Source organism: Streptomyces sp. NBC_00885, from assembly GCF_045207475.1.
Taxonomy (GTDB): Bacteria; Actinomycetota; Actinomycetes; order Streptomycetales; family Streptomycetaceae; genus Streptomyces.
Window position 1 is genome coordinate 6,947,903 of record NZ_CP108796.1, and the last position, 14,987, is coordinate 6,962,889.

General features: G+C 67.8%; 17 protein-coding genes. 7 read left to right on the forward strand and 10 right to left on the reverse strand.

Annotated elements, in window-relative coordinates; genetic code table 11:
* The first annotated feature begins 107 nt into the window (after positions 1–107).
* Complete coding sequence (locus OHA61_RS31575) at positions 108–974, forward strand: esterase/lipase family protein (RefSeq protein WP_406305896.1); 867 nt, start codon at positions 108–110, stop codon at positions 972–974.
* Between the two features lie 66 nt (positions 975–1,040).
* Here OHA61_RS31575 and OHA61_RS31580 read toward each other — a convergent pair whose 3' ends face one another.
* Positions 1,041–2,003, reverse strand: a complete 963-nt coding sequence (locus OHA61_RS31580; protein WP_406305897.1) for a lytic polysaccharide monooxygenase — start codon at positions 2,001–2,003, stop codon at positions 1,041–1,043.
* A gap of 404 nt (positions 2,004–2,407) precedes the next feature.
* Between OHA61_RS31580 and OHA61_RS31585 the strand changes: the two genes are divergently transcribed.
* Entirely contained in the window at positions 2,408–2,935 is a 528-nt protein-coding gene (locus tag OHA61_RS31585; RefSeq protein ID WP_406305898.1) for a hypothetical protein, read from the forward strand.
* A gap of 111 nt (positions 2,936–3,046) precedes the next feature.
* Here the strand turns inward: OHA61_RS31585 and OHA61_RS31590 are convergent, their stop codons facing one another.
* Positions 3,047–4,915 carry a TerD family protein gene (locus OHA61_RS31590; RefSeq protein ID WP_406305899.1) on the reverse strand — a complete coding sequence of 623 codons (1,869 nt, stop codon included), beginning with the start codon at positions 4,913–4,915 and terminating at the stop codon, positions 3,047–3,049.
* Between the two features lie 242 nt (positions 4,916–5,157).
* Entirely contained in the window at positions 5,158–5,532 is a 375-nt protein-coding gene (locus tag OHA61_RS31595) for a hypothetical protein (RefSeq protein WP_406305900.1), read from the reverse strand.
* A 139-nt stretch (positions 5,533–5,671) separates the two neighbouring features.
* On the opposite strand from OHA61_RS31595, the gene OHA61_RS31600 reads away from it, so the two are divergent.
* Positions 5,672–6,415 carry an aquaporin gene (locus OHA61_RS31600; protein ID WP_406305901.1) on the forward strand — a complete coding sequence of 248 codons (744 nt, stop codon included), beginning with the start codon at positions 5,672–5,674 and terminating at the stop codon, positions 6,413–6,415.
* 65 nt (positions 6,416–6,480) lie between these two features.
* Here OHA61_RS31600 and OHA61_RS31605 read toward each other — a convergent pair whose 3' ends face one another.
* The 3 genes from OHA61_RS31605 to OHA61_RS31615 are packed head-to-tail and all read right to left on the reverse strand — an operon-like array spanning position 6,481 to position 8,495.
* Complete coding sequence (locus OHA61_RS31605) at positions 6,481–7,023, reverse strand: NUDIX hydrolase (RefSeq protein WP_406305902.1); 543 nt, start codon at positions 7,021–7,023, stop codon at positions 6,481–6,483.
* An 8-nt stretch (positions 7,024–7,031) separates the two neighbouring features.
* Positions 7,032–8,156, reverse strand: coding sequence for an adenosylhomocysteinase (locus OHA61_RS31610; RefSeq protein ID WP_406305903.1), 1,125 nt, complete (start codon positions 8,154–8,156; stop codon positions 7,032–7,034).
* The gene (locus OHA61_RS31615) at positions 8,157–8,495 is read right to left on the reverse strand and encodes an ATP-binding protein (protein ID WP_406305904.1); all 339 of its coding nucleotides are present in this window, start codon (positions 8,493–8,495) and stop codon (positions 8,157–8,159) included. It lies immediately after the preceding gene.
* Positions 8,496–8,714: 219 nt separating this feature from the next.
* Here OHA61_RS31615 and OHA61_RS31620 point away from each other — a divergent pair, with 219 nt between their 5' ends.
* Together OHA61_RS31620 and OHA61_RS31625 are read left to right on the forward strand one after the other, a co-directional pair.
* On the forward strand, positions 8,715–9,248 hold the full coding sequence (locus OHA61_RS31620) for a GntR family transcriptional regulator (RefSeq protein ID WP_406305905.1): 534 nt from the start codon (positions 8,715–8,717) through the stop codon (positions 9,246–9,248).
* Entirely contained in the window at positions 9,245–10,024 is a 780-nt protein-coding gene (locus OHA61_RS31625) for a GntR family transcriptional regulator (protein ID WP_406305906.1), read from the forward strand. The genes OHA61_RS31620 and OHA61_RS31625 overlap by 4 nt, the downstream gene beginning before the upstream one ends.
* Before the next feature lie 74 nt (positions 10,025–10,098).
* Here the strand turns inward: OHA61_RS31625 and OHA61_RS31630 are convergent, their stop codons facing one another.
* The gene (locus OHA61_RS31630) at positions 10,099–10,677 is read right to left on the reverse strand and encodes a dihydrofolate reductase family protein (RefSeq protein WP_406305907.1); all 579 of its coding nucleotides are present in this window, start codon (positions 10,675–10,677) and stop codon (positions 10,099–10,101) included.
* Between OHA61_RS31630 and OHA61_RS31635 the strand changes: the two genes are divergently transcribed.
* Positions 10,664–11,299 carry a hypothetical protein gene (locus OHA61_RS31635; protein WP_406305908.1) on the forward strand — a complete coding sequence of 212 codons (636 nt, stop codon included), beginning with the start codon at positions 10,664–10,666 and terminating at the stop codon, positions 11,297–11,299. The two genes, OHA61_RS31630 and OHA61_RS31635, sit on opposite strands and share 14 nt — an antisense overlap.
* Before the next feature lie 47 nt (positions 11,300–11,346).
* On the opposite strand, the gene OHA61_RS31640 is transcribed toward OHA61_RS31635, so the two are convergent.
* Positions 11,347–12,363: an alpha/beta fold hydrolase gene (locus OHA61_RS31640; RefSeq protein WP_406305909.1), complete on the reverse strand. Its 1,017-nt coding sequence runs from the start codon at positions 12,361–12,363 to the stop codon at positions 11,347–11,349.
* Positions 12,364–12,475: 112 nt separating this feature from the next.
* Positions 12,476–13,072 carry a DUF2867 domain-containing protein gene (locus OHA61_RS31645; RefSeq protein ID WP_406305910.1) on the reverse strand — a complete coding sequence of 199 codons (597 nt, stop codon included), beginning with the start codon at positions 13,070–13,072 and terminating at the stop codon, positions 12,476–12,478.
* A 97-nt stretch (positions 13,073–13,169) separates the two neighbouring features.
* Between OHA61_RS31645 and OHA61_RS31650 the strand changes: the two genes are divergently transcribed.
* Positions 13,170–13,730: a TetR/AcrR family transcriptional regulator gene (locus OHA61_RS31650; RefSeq protein WP_406305911.1), complete on the forward strand. Its 561-nt coding sequence runs from the start codon at positions 13,170–13,172 to the stop codon at positions 13,728–13,730.
* Between the two features lie 43 nt (positions 13,731–13,773).
* Here the strand turns inward: OHA61_RS31650 and OHA61_RS31655 are convergent, their stop codons facing one another.
* Entirely contained in the window at positions 13,774–14,910 is a 1,137-nt protein-coding gene (locus OHA61_RS31655; RefSeq protein ID WP_406305912.1) for a DUF475 domain-containing protein, read from the reverse strand.
* Positions 14,911–14,987 lie beyond the last annotated feature (77 nt).

Genomic DNA, 14,987 nt, shown 5'->3' on the forward strand with positions numbered 1-14,987 from the left:
TAACTTCCATTCTTGGGTTACCCGTGCGTAATTTGACCTGAGCGAGCCGCAAATCCAGCCATCGCACCAGCCATCGCTACTCCCTTGAGCCGCAAGGAGACTGCCCGATGCTGCCCTGGAAACGTGCCTTCAGACCGGTCGCCGCCTTACTTCTGGCCGTGTCTGTCGCCCTCACCCCCGCCGTCGCTGCCGCCGATTCAGCCGAATCGGCTCCCCACAGCGGCTGGAACAACTACTCCTGCAAGCCCTCCGCCACCCACCCCCGCCCCGTCGTTCTCGTCCACGGCACCCTCGGGAACTCCGTGGACAACTGGCTCGGCCTCGCTCCGTACCTGGTGAACCGCGGTTACTGCGTCTTCAGCCTGGACTACGGGCAGCTCCCCGGCGTGCCCTTCTTCCACGGCCTCGGCCCGATCGACAAGTCGGCCGAGCAACTCGACACGTACGTCGACAACGTGCTCGCCGCGACCGGCGCGTCGAAAGCGGACCTCGTCGGCCACTCCCAGGGCGGCATGATGCCGCGCCACTACCTCAAGTTCCTGGGCGGGGCGGACAAGGTGAACGCGCTGATCGGCCTCGCGCCCGACAACCACGGGACGACACTGGGCGGGCTGGCCAAGCTGCTGCCGTACTTCCCGGGCGCGGAGGACCTGCTCAACGCGGCCACCCCGGGGCTGGCGGACCAGATGGCGGGCTCCGCCTTCCTCACCAAGCTCAACGCGGGCGGCGACACCGTGCCCGGCGTGCGCTACACGGTCATCGCGACCCGGTACGACCAGGTGGTGACTCCGTACCGCTCGCAGTACCTGGACGGAGCGAACGTACACAATGTCCTGCTGCAGGACCTGTGTGCGGTCGACCTGTCGGAGCATGTGGCGATCGGGCTGCTCGACCGGATCGCGTTCCACGAGGTGGCGAACGCGCTGGACCCGGCGCATGCGTCGCGGACGAACTGCACGTCCGTCTTCTCCTAAGAGCACGTAACTGCGGTCCGTCCCCTTTCATGGGGGCGGACCGCAGTCATGTCCCGTCTCTATGCCCTAGCGGGAGTGACGGCTACGGCGGACGGAGCCGAACATCGCGGCGGCACCGAGGGCGAGGGCGGCGGCACCGCCGATGGCGATGTACGGGGTGCTGCTCTCGCCGCCGGTCGCGGCGAGGTTCTCGGACCCGGCGGAGCCGTTGGCTTCGGGAGTGTTGTCGGCGGGAGTGGCCGGAGCCGTCGTGGTCTCCGGAGCCGTCGAACTCTCCGCGTGATCGCCCCCGTGACCGCCGTGGTCGACCGTGGACTTGTCGGCCTCGTCCGCGATCTCCTCGTCGGACGGAGCGGACGCGGTCGGCGCGGGCGCAGGGCCGGTGCTGGCGTTGTCCTGCCCGAACACCACGTCGGAGCAGGTGTAGAAGGCCTCGGGAGAGTCCGAGCGCTGCCAGATGGAGTAGATCAGGTGCCGCCCGGACTTGTTGGGGACGATGCCGTCGAAGACGTACTCACCGTTGACCAGCTTGGGGTCGGTGACCTTCGCGAAGGGCTTGGTCTCCAGGTCCGACCACTTGAGGGGCTTGCCCGGGTCGTACCCGTCCTTCGTGAGGTACAGCTCGAAGGACCCCTTGTGCGGGGCGGTCGCCTTGTAGTGGAAGGTGTGATTGCCCGAGGCGAACGTCGAGGCCGGCCAGTCGGCGCGCGGCAGGTCGAGCCCCTTGTACTTGTCACGGCCCGCGCTGCACAGCTTGCCGTCCGGTATCAACTGCTGGTGATTGCCGGCGGCGTTGGCGATGTTGACTTCGTTCCAGTCGTAGAAGGCCTGCGTCCCGCTGGCGGCGACCGCGGCCTTGCACGCCGCGGACTTCGGACTCTCGGGCCCCTCGGCGAAACAGGCGGACACCCGGCTGACCGGGTCGGTCATCGACCCGTGCGCGAAGGCCGGCCCCGCAGCCACCCCGGCAAGCGCGAGGGGCGCGAACCCGAGGGCGGCGAGGGAGATGGCCTTACGGCGAGCGGTCATGGTGACGTACTCCTTCAACAGCGGCATATGGGGGGACCCGCGGCGGGCCCGACCGGGCGGCGCGGCCCCCCGAAGGACATCTGCACCGACCGCTCGAACCGGCCCCGACGACGAGCAAGCTAGCTGCTCGGAAGGGGGAAATCGCCTGCTGGGAGGGGGTGATGGCGATACTTATGGTGGCTTTAAGGGGGTGCTAAGTGGGGGCTCAGGAAGGGGGGTGTTGAGGGGGCCCGTCCCCCTCGTGAAGGCCGGTCATCGTCCGTGGCCGTCCGGGGAGGGCCGCCTCGCCCGTCCCCCGCCTCCGCTTTTGCCTCTGAGGCGCCTCAAATAGCTTTGCGCTGGTCAGATCGTATGATCCCCTGCGCAGAGAACAACAAAGGGGAGGGGCTGCGATGAGGCGAAGCATGCTCGCTGCGGGGGCCGTCATGGTGGTGGCGGGACTGGGAATCGGTGCGTCCGGGGCCGAGGCGGCGGGACAGGCGCTGGCCGGCGGCGGCGAAGGGGCGGCCTATTCGCTCGGCTTCCGGCAGGTAACCGTGGGCAAGGGTTACTGGTTCACCTGCCCCACCTTGGAGAACACGTCGTCCGCACCCATCGAGGTGATCGACGTGGAGCTGATCGGCCCGCCGGCCGTATGGAAGACCGGCCCTGTCCGGGCCGTCAGCCTGACTGACGTCGGTGTCCTGGGGCTGGGCGCCTACGACGAAACGTTCGCCAAAGAGCCCGGCATGAACAAGGACTACTCCACCAAGCCCGTGCGCATCGCCCCCGGTGAACTGAGCCCCATCCACTACTACCTTCGGGCCGAGCCGACGACGGCTCCGGGCACCGGGCGCGCCGAAGGATGCCGATTCACCTACCGCTCGGGACAGCGTGTGTATGTCGAGGACCTCGAAGCTGACTTCTCCCTCGACCCCAAGGACGCGTCTTAGCAGGCGCTCCGCATGGCCCACCACGTATGAGGGGGTGGAGGACCAGTCGTCCAACAGCACTGGCTGTACGGCTCCATGGGGGTCCCGCCCACCCTGGTGCCCGAAATATCGTCAGCCTTCGACGTCTACTCCGTAGCTGCGTGCGAGGGCGTCGAGGCCGTGGTCGAAGCCCTGACCGACTGCGCGGAAGCGCCAGACCGGGCCACGGCGATAGATCTCCGCGAGCAGCATGGTGCGCTCCGTCGTAGCAGCGTCCAGGGCGGCCTGGGCGAGAGGCGCGGCACTGTTTCCAGGTCCTGTCGTGATCTGGATCGGGCCGATGTCGCCGAATGTCACCGTGCCGTCGATGGCGGCGGCGATCACGACTCTACGAACCGCCGACGGCAGTGCGGCGAGGTCGGTGGTGATGGTCTGCTCTGTCGGCCCGTCGGTGAGGAGTCGCAAGGTCCCATCGGGGCTTTCCGGTGCCGCGTAGAAGACGAAGTTCTCATCGCACGAGACCTGATCGTCATCGTCGACCATGAACGCGACGAGGTCGATCTCGCACGTCGTCTGCTGGCCCCAAGCGGCGGTGACGTTCCATCGGGATGCCCGAAACTCGCCCGGAAGATCGACGACGCCCCCTCTCGGAAGTACATGTGGAGCCTGCCGCCGTTCGGCCGGGAGGAAGGACTCGGCGGTGGGTGCGTCGAGCCAGTTGGCGTCATAGGTGGGGATTTCGAGCGCGGCGATCCGCGGCATACGGCGGTCGGTGTCACCGCCGAGAAGGAGCACTACGTCGGTGACACTGGCAGACAGATTGATCGCTGCGGCTCCGCCCAATTCGACGACTCGGACGCGGGCCGCTGCCGCGTTCGGGTGCGTTCCGCCCAGCACGAGTACACGTCGCCCCGCAAGCGGTCCTCCCGCTTTCATCCTCGCTGGTGCCGGGCTTGGGGCGCGACCATCGTCTTCTGGCCCGCGGGCGGTTGGAACGTGCGCCGTCTTCTCTGGCGGCGCCGGAGCGGCGGTCTGTGCCGGAGCCGGCTCAGTCGACGGAGTGCCGGCGTGCTGTTGCTCGTGGGGTGTTCCTGAACGTACGTTGCCCAGCAGTCGGAGGAAGGTGTGTTCATCGATGACGGGCACGCCTTCCGAACAGGCGCGCCGTGCCTTGGCGGATCCGGATGCCTGGTCGTTGGTCACGAGGACGCTGGTGTGCCGACTGACGGAGGACATCACGTTCATCCCGGCTGCGACCGAGCGGGCAATCAGCTCGGCTCGGGACGTGGCGGTGTCCCCAGTAATAGCGATCTTCATGCCCTGTTTCAGTGGGCCGCCGGGAGAAAGCCGTCCCGGATTGCGGAAGGCGCACGGTGTTTTGGGTGGCTTCGGCATGAACTGTGAGTCCTGCCGCGGCGGACAAGTCACGAGAGGTAACGGCAGATCGAGCCGGGCTGCCTCCCGGAGAGATGCGCGCAGCACGCCGGCAAGAACGCGTGTGTCGTCCAGCGCATCGTGTGCGTGGAGCTGCGTGACACCGTAATGGGCAGCCAGTGTGCCAAGGCGCAGGTCGTCGGTCGGTGGATCCACTCTCCGGTTCAGCGCCAGGGTGCACAGCCGCTGGGAGACCGGCAGCCACATCCGCGCTCGGGCGAATTCGTGAGCAAGGAAGTCGTAGTCGAACTGCGCGTTGTGGGCGACCAGTACGCGGTCCTGAAGCATGGCCCCGACCTGTCCGGCGATCTGCTCGAAGGTCGGGGCGCCCTGCAGTCGCTCGGCGGTCAGCCCATGTACATGCACCGGCCCGGGGTCGCAGCCGGGGTTCAACAGGGTTGAGAACTCTCCGGTTTGCTCGCCGTCCGGGCCGATTGTCACGACCGCGAGGGACAACACGCGATGCTGGCGCGGCACGAGGCCCGAGGTCTCGACGTCTACCAGCGCCCAGTCGAATGCATAGTCACGCAAGTTGGGCACATGGCTGGGGATGTGAGCGAGACTCATAGTGGCAAGGATCGTGTGATATTCACCCCTCCTTCAACCCGCATGACCATTTGTCCGCATTCTTAACCTCGATTCTTCAGCGGCCGTGATCGTTTGATCGGGCCGTCCGATCGCCCCGTTTGTCCCGCGTGATAGCGGGTGGGGCCTTCGCGTGTCGCTGCGGCTGCGCCGGGGTTCCACGGCCCCCGGAGTGGTGCGGGTGTACTCCTTCCCATGTCTCGCCGAGGGTGGTGGGCCGGTCGTCAGGTGACGGCGCGCGGCGCGGCCAGTCGTTGCCAGCAGATGGTGAACGCCTCCGCCCAGGGCCAGGTGGGGTCGATCCGCAGCCAGCGGCGGCGGGCGTGGTCGGCGAGTCGGGCGGGCAGGTGGTAGAGGCGGAAACGCATGGTGTCCGGCTCAGCGTCGGCCAGGTCGTCGATGTCGTGCAGGGCCAGCAGCCGCAGCCACGCGTCGAGATCGGCGGCGATGTGGCGCGTGGCCGAGCGAACCCGCCGCGCCCATGCGGCCGTGCCTGTACCACCTTGCGGCGCCAGGGGATCAGCTGACGAGGGTCCTTGGCCAGGGCCTGAATCAGGCTGTGCTCGGTCGGCGTCACCTCCCGTGCCTGCCCGTCGCACTCTCTGACCGGCCTGGAACGAGCCTCACTCTACGCAATTATTCGATGACTCCATGTATAGAGTAGAGATTCTGGCTCAGCCCGGGACTTCGCAGACCGAGATACTCGCCGGGCGCCCATCCGTCCGGGAAGGGAACAACATGATCCGTAAGCTGGCTGCGGAACTGCTGGGAACAGGACTGCTCGTATATTTCGCCGTCGGGGTGGCAACCCTATCGTTCGGCTTCGGGACTGCGGGGAGCAGTTACGCCGCTGGTGTGGTCGCTACCGCGCTCGCGTTCGGTCTCGTCCTATTGGCACTGGCGTACGTGCTCGGGCCTGTCTCCGGCTGTCATGTCAACCCGGCCGTCACCATCGGAGCCCTGTTGACGGGTCGAATTCCGCTGGTCCAGGCGGTCGGTTACTGGGTTGCGCAGTTCATCGGCGGCATCCTCGGGGCTTTGCTCCTGTGGGCCACGTTCGCCGGTTCACCCAGGTACAGCCGTTCGGTCACCGGCCTTGGGGCCGACGGCTGGGGTGCCGCCAGCGCTATCCACATCAATGGAGGCGGCGCCTTCCTGACCGAGGTGGTGCTGACCGCTCTCTTTGTCTTCGTCGCCCTCGGCGCGACCGATGAGGCCGCGAATGCCACCGTGGCAGGGCTGACAATCGGGCTGGCGCTCGCCGTGTGCCACCTCATCGGGATTCCGATCACTGGAACGTCGGTGAACCCGGCCCGCAGTCTCGGTCCTGCCCTCATCGTCGGCGGGACGGCCCTTTCCCAGGTCTGGCTCTTCATCGTCGCCCCCCTCGCGGGTGGCATCCTGGCGGCCGGCCTTTACCGGCTGATCTTCCCGAAGTCCGAACCCGTCCCGCATGAAACCTTGGCTAGCGGCGTTGAATAAAAGGGCGATGCCCGCCGCCACGGAGTCAATCAACGCTGGTTGTGCAAGTGGAGGTAAAGGCCGGCTCACCGAAGCGCATCGAGGATGCGGTTGCGCAGGGGGTCCTTCTCGATGGTGTCTGCGTGGTGCCAGGCGGCGGCAGTGACTTCTTCGGTTTGAAGCTGGATGACGTCGGCCGAGGTGCGGAAGTGGAATCGGAAGTCGAAGTGCTGGTGGTCGAGCTCGCCCTTGGCGGGGTTGGCGGGGATGTGGTGGGCGTCGATGTCTAGGGGGCGGTGTCCGGCCGGGAGGACGACGGATGCGGGGATGCCGGTTTCCTCGGTCAGTTCGCGCTGTGCGGCGGCGAGGAGGCTGGTGTCGTCGGGTTCGAGGTGGCCGCCGGGCAGGAGCCAGCGGTTGAGGGCGCGGTGTTTGATGTGAAGTACGCGGCCGGTGGGGTCGGTGAGGATCGCTCCGGCGGTGACGTGGCCGCGGAACTCCTTGCGGCAGGCGAGGTCGGCTGCGGCGTCGAGGAGTTCGGCGATGATTGCGAGTTGCCACTTCTCGTCGGGGTGGGCGTCCAGATAGTCGTCGAGGGTTTCGCGAATGTGGTCGGGCGTGATGGGCACGGGTGTCCTTACCGGTTGAAGTAGTCGAGCCAGGTGGCCGCGATGGCGGCGCGGTCGGTGGGGCTGATCTCGTGCATGCCGGGGGCGAGTCCGCCTCGGGCGAGTGTGGTGGAGGCGGCGAGTATCTCGGCCTGGACGAGGAAGATGAACGGGCCCACGCTGGCGCCGTGCAGGAAGTTGACGGCGTTGCCGCCGTTGAGCAGGTAGAAGTAGTGGCCGGTCGTCAGGTAGCGGGTGACGTGTTCACCGATGTGGGCGCGCTCGTACACGTCTGGAAGGCCTTCGAGTTCGAGTTCGTCCTCGCTGCTGGTCACGGTGGCGACGTAGGCGCCGTTGCGCAGTCGGGGGAAGTCCTCGCCGCGGAGGGAGAGCGCCCCGGTCGCGCACAACACGAGCCCGGCGTCGGTCAGTCCGGCGTCGCGGTCGCGGGCCACGGTGAAGCCCTGGGAGAGTGCCTGGGTTCGGCGCACGGGATCGATGTCGTACACCGTGACCCGTACGCCCTTGGCGTGCAGCAGGCGGGCGATGCTGGAGCCGAGCTTGCCGAAGCCGATCACGAGCGCGGTTCGGCCGTGCAGGATGTCGCCCCGGCTGCGCATGAGTGCCTCGGTCGAGAACACGACCGACTGGCCGACGAGGAAGTTTTCGGGGTCCTTGAGCGGGGAGCGGGCGACCGAGACGACCGGGCAGGGCAGCTTGTCGAGGTCGGCGTAGCGGCGATGGCCGTTCTCGGTGTCCTCGACCACGCCGAGGATCTGCCCCGAGAAGCGGTCGCACAGCGCATCGAGCGACGGGGCGAAATAGCCGCCCACGTCGAGGAGGACGACCGAGCGGCCTGCGCCTCGCGCCTCGATGTACCGCACGGCGCGATGGGGGTCGGCGAACAGCTCACGCGACAGCGTGTCGCAGGCGTGCCCATCCGCCTCGATCTGGCGCAGCGCCTCGGCGTGCACGGACTTCGGTTTGGGTAACACCGCACGCAGCTCGGTCACACCCGCCACGCCCCGCACGAACGCCGGACGTTCCGGCAGCAGGTGCGTGATCAGAAACGCGGCAGGCCGCTCGGATGGGGCAAAACGCGCTGCGATCCGGTCGAAGTAGGCATCCAGGCGGGCGCGTTCGAAGGCTTCCATTCAGCGGGCTCCTTCTAGCGCGGGCGGCAGTTTGAATGCGAGCCATACGGTCTTGCCGACGGTGTGCTCGACGACTCCGTAGTCGTCGGCCAGTTCCTTGACCACGCGAAGCCCGCGCCCGGTGGTCTCGTGAACGCACGGGGAACGGACCTCGGGGTGCCCGTCACCGCTGTCCCGTACCTCGATCCGTAAGAGGTCACCGTCCGTTGTCAGCTTCACGCAGAACTCCCGGCCCGGTGGTACTCCGTGAAGCAGGGCGTTCGTGGCCAGTTCGGAGACACACAGCCGTATGTCGTCCTGCCGATCGGCGACGCCCCACTGTGGCGGTGCCGATAACAAAGGCGCGCGCAGCGCCGACGGAGATGCGGGATCGGGGGAATCTCTGCTGCCGTGAGAGGGGCACGGTGAACACCACCTTGATCCGGGGCTGTAGGCTCCCGAGAACCGTACTGCTATTCACGAAAAGTGGCAAGCTTGGCCAAAGTGGATACGGTGGGTGATGCGCTTACTGTGTAAAGCAGCAAGGTCGGGAGATCGTCACCTGTGCAGGAGGACGCCGTGGGCACCAGCGACTGGGTCAGCACCTCGATGCCGTATCTCACGCCACGGGGAAAGGGGCAGCCCGATGCCTGGGGGGCCGAGGCAGGCAAGAGAGGCAGTCAGCGCATCCTTCACGCGGGCGAGGTGGCTGCGCCGGCCGAGGTGGCGGAGGCGCTGGGGGTCGCCGAAGGGGATGCGGTCGTCGTGCGTCGGCGCATGATGTTCTTCGACGGCCAGCCGTGCGAACTGACGGACACCTACTACCCCTTGGACATCGCCGGGGGGACCCGTCTTGCCGGGACGGCCAAGATCCCAGGGGGTGCGGTCACGCTCCTCGCCGAGCTCGGGCACGTTGGCGTACGCGTCCGTGAGGACGTGATCGCTCGGATGCCCCATGCAGAAGAACGGGAGGCCTTGCAGACCGAGCCGGACACCCCTGTCCTGCAGCTGACTCGGACCACACTGGACAGCGACGACCAGGCGATTCAAGTGGACATGATGACCATGCCCGCCGACCGTCAGCGGCTGCGATACGAGCTCAGAATCGGATGACAGTGCCCACGACCGAAGCGAACACGTTCGACCACCGCTCCCTGCACGAGCGGATCGCCGCCGACCTGCGCGACGAAATCATGAGCGGCGACCTCGGCCCCGGGGCCAAGCTGCCATCCACAGTGCAGCTCAAAGCCAGGTTCGACGCCTCGAACGCCACCGTGCAGAAGGCATTGCAGCTCCTCAAGGACGAGGGCCTGGTCATCGGACGGGCAGGCGCGGCCGTCACGGTCCGCGAACACCGGCAGCGGACCATGCGGCCCGCGTCGTACATGGCTCCGGCGGAGCCAGGTGCGCCGTACCGCTGGCTCACCGAGGCCGCGAAGCACGGCGCGCCTGCGCGGAGCCGACTGCTCGACGTCGGGGAAGCCGTGCCCCCTGCGGACGTCTGCGCCGCCCTGAACCTTCCGGAGGGCGGCACAGCCCTGATGCGTCGCCAGGTGCTCCTGCTCGGCGACGAGCCGGCTGAACTGGTCACGTCCTACTACCCCGTGGAAATTGCCCGGGGTACCGCGTTGATGGAGCGCCGCAAGATCAAGGGCGGTACGCCAACTCTCATTGCTGAGCTCGGATACCCGCCGAGGCAGAGCGTGGACAGGATCTCCGCGCGCGTTCCCACGCAGGAGCAGTACACGGCACTTCGACTGCCCAGCGATCTTCCCGTCCTCCGGACCCTGCGCGTGGTGTACAGCGACCACGACCGCCCCATCGAAGCCACGGTCATGGTCAAGGCAGGACATCTCTACGAGCTGCAGTACGAGTTCACCCCGGAGTGACAGGCCAGCGGGCACCTTGAACTCCTGCGAGCATCTCGGCACAGGCCGGGGCATCCCTGCGATCGAGGCAGAGACTAACCAGGCGAGGGAGCCCCAGCGCGCTCGTACCGCAGGAGCACAACCCCGTTACCGAACGCCCGCGTCTCCGCGAGCCGGAGCGTCGTCCTCGCGTCCGACGTCGGGAACAGGGGCCTGCCCCGGCCGATGAGGACCGGGTGGATGTAGACGCGGTTCTCGTCGATCAGGTCGCGCTCCATGAAGGTCGCCGCGAGGTCCGCCCCGCCGAGGGCCAGGTCGCCGCCCGGCTGGGACTTGAGGGCCATGACCTCGTCCACGACGACGTCCCGCACGATCGTCGTGTTCCAGTCGGCCCGCTTCAGGGTGCGGGAGTACACGATCTTCGGCATCTCCCGCCAGATTCCGGCAAACTCCGCCATGGGAGCGGTAATTGACGGGTCGGCGTCGGCCGTGGGCCAGAACTCCGCCATGAGTTCGTAGGTGAAGCGGCCGTGCAGGAAGGCGCCCATCGTCCTGAGCTGGTCGTTGAAGTGGCGGTGCAGCTCGTCGTCGACGAGGTGCCAGTCGATCTGGCGGTCCGGGCCCTCGAAGAAGCCGTCGAGGGACACCGACATCATCAGGATGATCTTTCGCATCGCGGTCCTCACCGGAGTCGTCAGCGGCCGGTCCACCGGCTTCCACCGCTGGTCACGGCCGGGACGATACGCCTCCGGGCTCATGGTGGGACGTATTGAACGAGTGCGGCGGATGACGTTCGGGGGCAACGTGCGGCCGCCGGGGCGCGTCCTTCTGGGCGTGATCGAACTCCTGACCCCCTCCAGCCCTGACAATGACGAAGAAGCCCTGCTGTCCGGACCGCTGTGGCGCCACGCCCTGTGGGTGGCGGGCATCACCGTGCTCGGAGTGGGCCTGGGCTGGGCAGGCGCCTTGTTCCATATCGGCCCCGAGGAGTACGGGCTGCCGCCCGCCGCTCCGGGGCCCAAATGGCCGTATCTGGTCGCCTGGACCGTGACCGGCCTGGCGGCGGCAGCCGTACTGCGGGCTGCCGCCGCCAGGGTGCCGGTCTACTCCCCGGGTGGGATCGCGGTCGTGCTCACCATGCTGGGCACCCGGCTTTCGCTGGGCTGGCGGCCGGAGGCACCGGTGCTGGGTGCGATGGCCGGGGCCGCACTGACGGCGGCGGCCATATGGTGCGCGCTTGCGCTGCGCCCCGGATCTCGTCGCAACCTCGGCGGGGGAGTTACGTCCGGCGGGTGAGGACGGAAGTCGCCTTCCGGACAGGTGTCCGGGCTTCGCGTCAGGCTTCAGACGGGCAGGGCGGCGAGCCAGTCGGTCAGGATCCGGTTGACTTCGGTGGGCTGCTCCTGCTGGATCCAGTGGCCGCAGCCGTCGAGGATGTGGGAGGCGGTCAGGCCGGGCAGCGTAACGGGGTACGCCTTGATCGCGTCGGCCAGCCAGGTGGTGGAGGCGTCCTGGCTGCCGCCGATGAACAGGGACGGCTGGGTGATGGAGGCGCCGTCGAAGTCGGCGAGGTCTTCCCAGTCGCGGTCCATGTTCCGGTAGCGGTTGAGCGCCCCGCTCAAGCCGGTCCGCTCGAACTCCCCGGCGTAGACGTCGAGGTCGCTATCACTGAGCCAGGCGGGCAGCCGGCCGACGGGGAACCGGTCCCTCAGCGTCCCGCCCCGGCTGACGAAGTGCGGGCCGGGCGCGCCGGGTGCGGGCATGGTGTCGGCGGACAGGGCGGCGTAGAAGCCCGCGAGCCAGCCGCGCACGTCGGGCTCGATCTCGGCCTCGGCACGACCGGGCTCCTGGAAGTAGGAGACGTAGAACTCCTCTTCGCCGCCCATCCGGTGGAAGAGCTCGCTGGGCCTCGGTCCGCCGCGCGGGGCGTAGGGAATACTCAGCAGCCCCACCGCGCGGAAGACGTCCGGCCTGATCAGGGCGGAGTTGGCGGCGATGGCCGCTCCCCAGTCGTGGCCGACGATCACCGCGGACTGTTCGCCCAGGGCGTGCACGACCGCCGCGTTGTCCGCCACCAGATCAAGCATCCGGTACACGTCCGTGCCACCGGGCTTGGAGGAACGGCCGTAGCCGCGGACGTCGATGGCGACCGCGCGGTACCCGGCCGCGGCCAGCACCGGCAGCTGGTGGCGCCAGGAGTACCAGGACTCGGGGAAGCCGTGCACGAGGAGCACCAGCGGCCCGGTGCCCTGCTCCACCAGGTGGATCCGGCCCGTGGGCGAGGGGACCAGCCGGTGAGTGACCTCCGTGGCCTGCCAAGTGGCCTGCTGCGCTGACAACCGCGTCGACTGCTGCGACATGAATCCTCCGGGACTCTCGATCCGCCGTCTGCCAAGATCCTGTTCCCGATCATGCGGGGTTCGTCGCGGTCGTCGCGAGTCTTGTTGCCGCTTCGGCAAACGCATCGGATCGTCAGCCCGCGCTCTTCTCCCCGGTCCTCGCCTCCCACTCGCGTCCGATCCCTCGAAGCAGCGCCGGATACACCCCCAGGTACCGGAAGGGCTTGATACCCAGCATGTATATGGCGCCGAACACCCCGTTCGGTTTCACCAGGACGGCCATCTGGCCGCGGTAGCCACCGGCCCCGTCCGGGACCCAGCCGATGTGCATCACCCCATGCATGGTCCGGTTGGCTGTCTCGGCCGCCCACTCGTCATGTGTCTGGTAGACGGAGGCGAACGGAAGTGCGTTGAGGTCCGGCCCGCGGGGGCCCTCGCGGAGGTCCACCGGCAGCCGGTCGCGCAGCGTCGGCACCCGGCCGCCGAGGCCGTCGGCGGGCTTGTCCCAGCCGAGCAGGGCCCCGAGCTTCCAGCGGAGTGCGAAGAGTATGCGTCCCACGGGAGAGGGGACGGGATCCCCCTTGCCGCCGGCGAACTGGTCCACGAGCCGTGCGAGGTCGTCGGGGCCGCCTGGTGTCGGCAGTGCCCACACGTCCTCAATGCGGAAGTCACCGGCGATCTCGTGGATCCGCCAGGCACGGGAGGTGTGGGCGGTTTTCGGGAGTCTCATGAGCAAGCCCCTATCTATACGATGCCGTATAGAAGAAGGCTAGCACTCATCTATACGGCACCGTATAGATGAGGGGAGACGGGAGCGGAGACACATCATGGGCACGACCCGCACGCCTCGCGGCAAGTGGATCGAGGAGGGGCTGCGGGCGCTCGCCGCAGGCGGCCCGGAGGCCGTCCGGATCGAGTCGCTGGCGCAGGCGCTCGGCGTCAGCAAGGGCGGCTTCTACGGGTACTTCCGCAACCGGGGCGCGCTGCTCACCGAGATGCTCGACACGTGGGAGCGCGAGGTCACCGAGGCGGTGATCGAGCGGGTCGAGAGCGGCGGCGGAGAGGCCAGGGCCAGGCTGGACCGGCTGTTCACGATCGTCGCCTCGTACGGCGACGGCCCGACGACGGGCGTGGCGGCCGACCTCGCGATCCGCGACTGGGCCCGGCGCGACGAGGCCGTCGCCGAGCGGCTGCGGCGCGCCGACAACCGGCGCATGGACTACCTGCGTTCGCTGTTCGGCGAGTTCTGTCCCGACGAGGACGACGTCGAGGTCCGCTGCATGCTCACCTTCTCGGTGCGGATCGGCAGCTATGTCATCGCCGCCGACCACGGCGGCCACAGCCGCGCGGAGGTCATGGCCCTGACCAGGAACTGGCTCCTGCGGTAGTCGTCTTCGCGACGACGGCCTGCATCCCTCCCGACAGGCATCGTCAGGCAGCGGCTCCGTCAGCCTGCGAAGTTGCACAGAGATCTGCGGTCGCCAGCGCCTTGTTGCGGCGCACCGAGGACCAGAAGGACCAGGCGATCAGCACGACGCCGACGAGACCGGTGATGACCTCGTTGATCTCGTACTGGATGGTGACGAGGAGGATCACGGCGAGGGCGCCGATCGCGTAGTGCGCGCCGTGCTCCAGGTAGACGTAGTCGTCCAGGGTGCCCTGGCGGACCAGGTAGACCGTGAGCGACCGGACGTACATGGCTCCGATGCCGAGGCCGAGCGCGATGACCACCGGGTCGTTGCTGACCGCGAAGGCGCCGATGACGCCGTCGAAGGAGAACGACGCGTCGAGGACCTCGAGGTACAGGAACATGAAGAAGGCCGCCCTGCCGACGAGTTTGACGGCCGAGACCGGCTTGCCGGCCTTCCTGGCCTCCTCCTCGGCCTCGTGCTCGCGCTCCTCCTCTTCCTCGAGCTTGTTCTCGAAGTAGCCGGAGAGACCACTGACGACCATGTACGTGATGAGGCCGGCGATACCCGCGGTGAGCACCGTCCCCGACTTGTCGACGTGCTCCCCGCCGTACTGGTGGGCGTGGACCGCGAAGGTCGCCGCGGTGGCCAGCAGGACGATCAGCGCGATGCACGCCGAGAGCATGTCGACCTTGCCGAGCTTGGCGAGCGGCCGCTCGAGCCAGCCGAGCCACTTGATGTCCCGGTCCTCGAAGATGAAGTCGAGGAAGATCATCAGCAGGAAGATGCCACCGAAGGCGGCGATCGCCGGGTGGGCGTCGGTGACCAGCTGCTCGTACATGTCGTGGTCGTTCAATGCGAGGTCGACGGCCTTGATGGGCCCGATCTTCGCGGTGACCGCGACGATCACGACCGGGAAGATCAGCCGCATGCCGAAGACGGCGATCAGGACACCAATGGTGAGGAAGATCTTCTGCCAGAACTCGCTCATCTTCTTCAGCACGCCGGCGTTGACCACCGCGTTGTCGAAGGACAGCGAGATCTCGAGAATCGAGAGGATGGCGACGAGCCCGAAGGCCGCCCATCCTCCGTACAACACCGCAGCGACCAGGCCGAGCGCAGTGACTGCGAACGACCAGCCGAAGGTTTTCAGTACCACTGGCTACCCAATCGTTGTGTACGGGTCCCCGTTCGCACGGGCTTCCCCGGGGCCGCACGCGGCTATGTCCCGGGGAA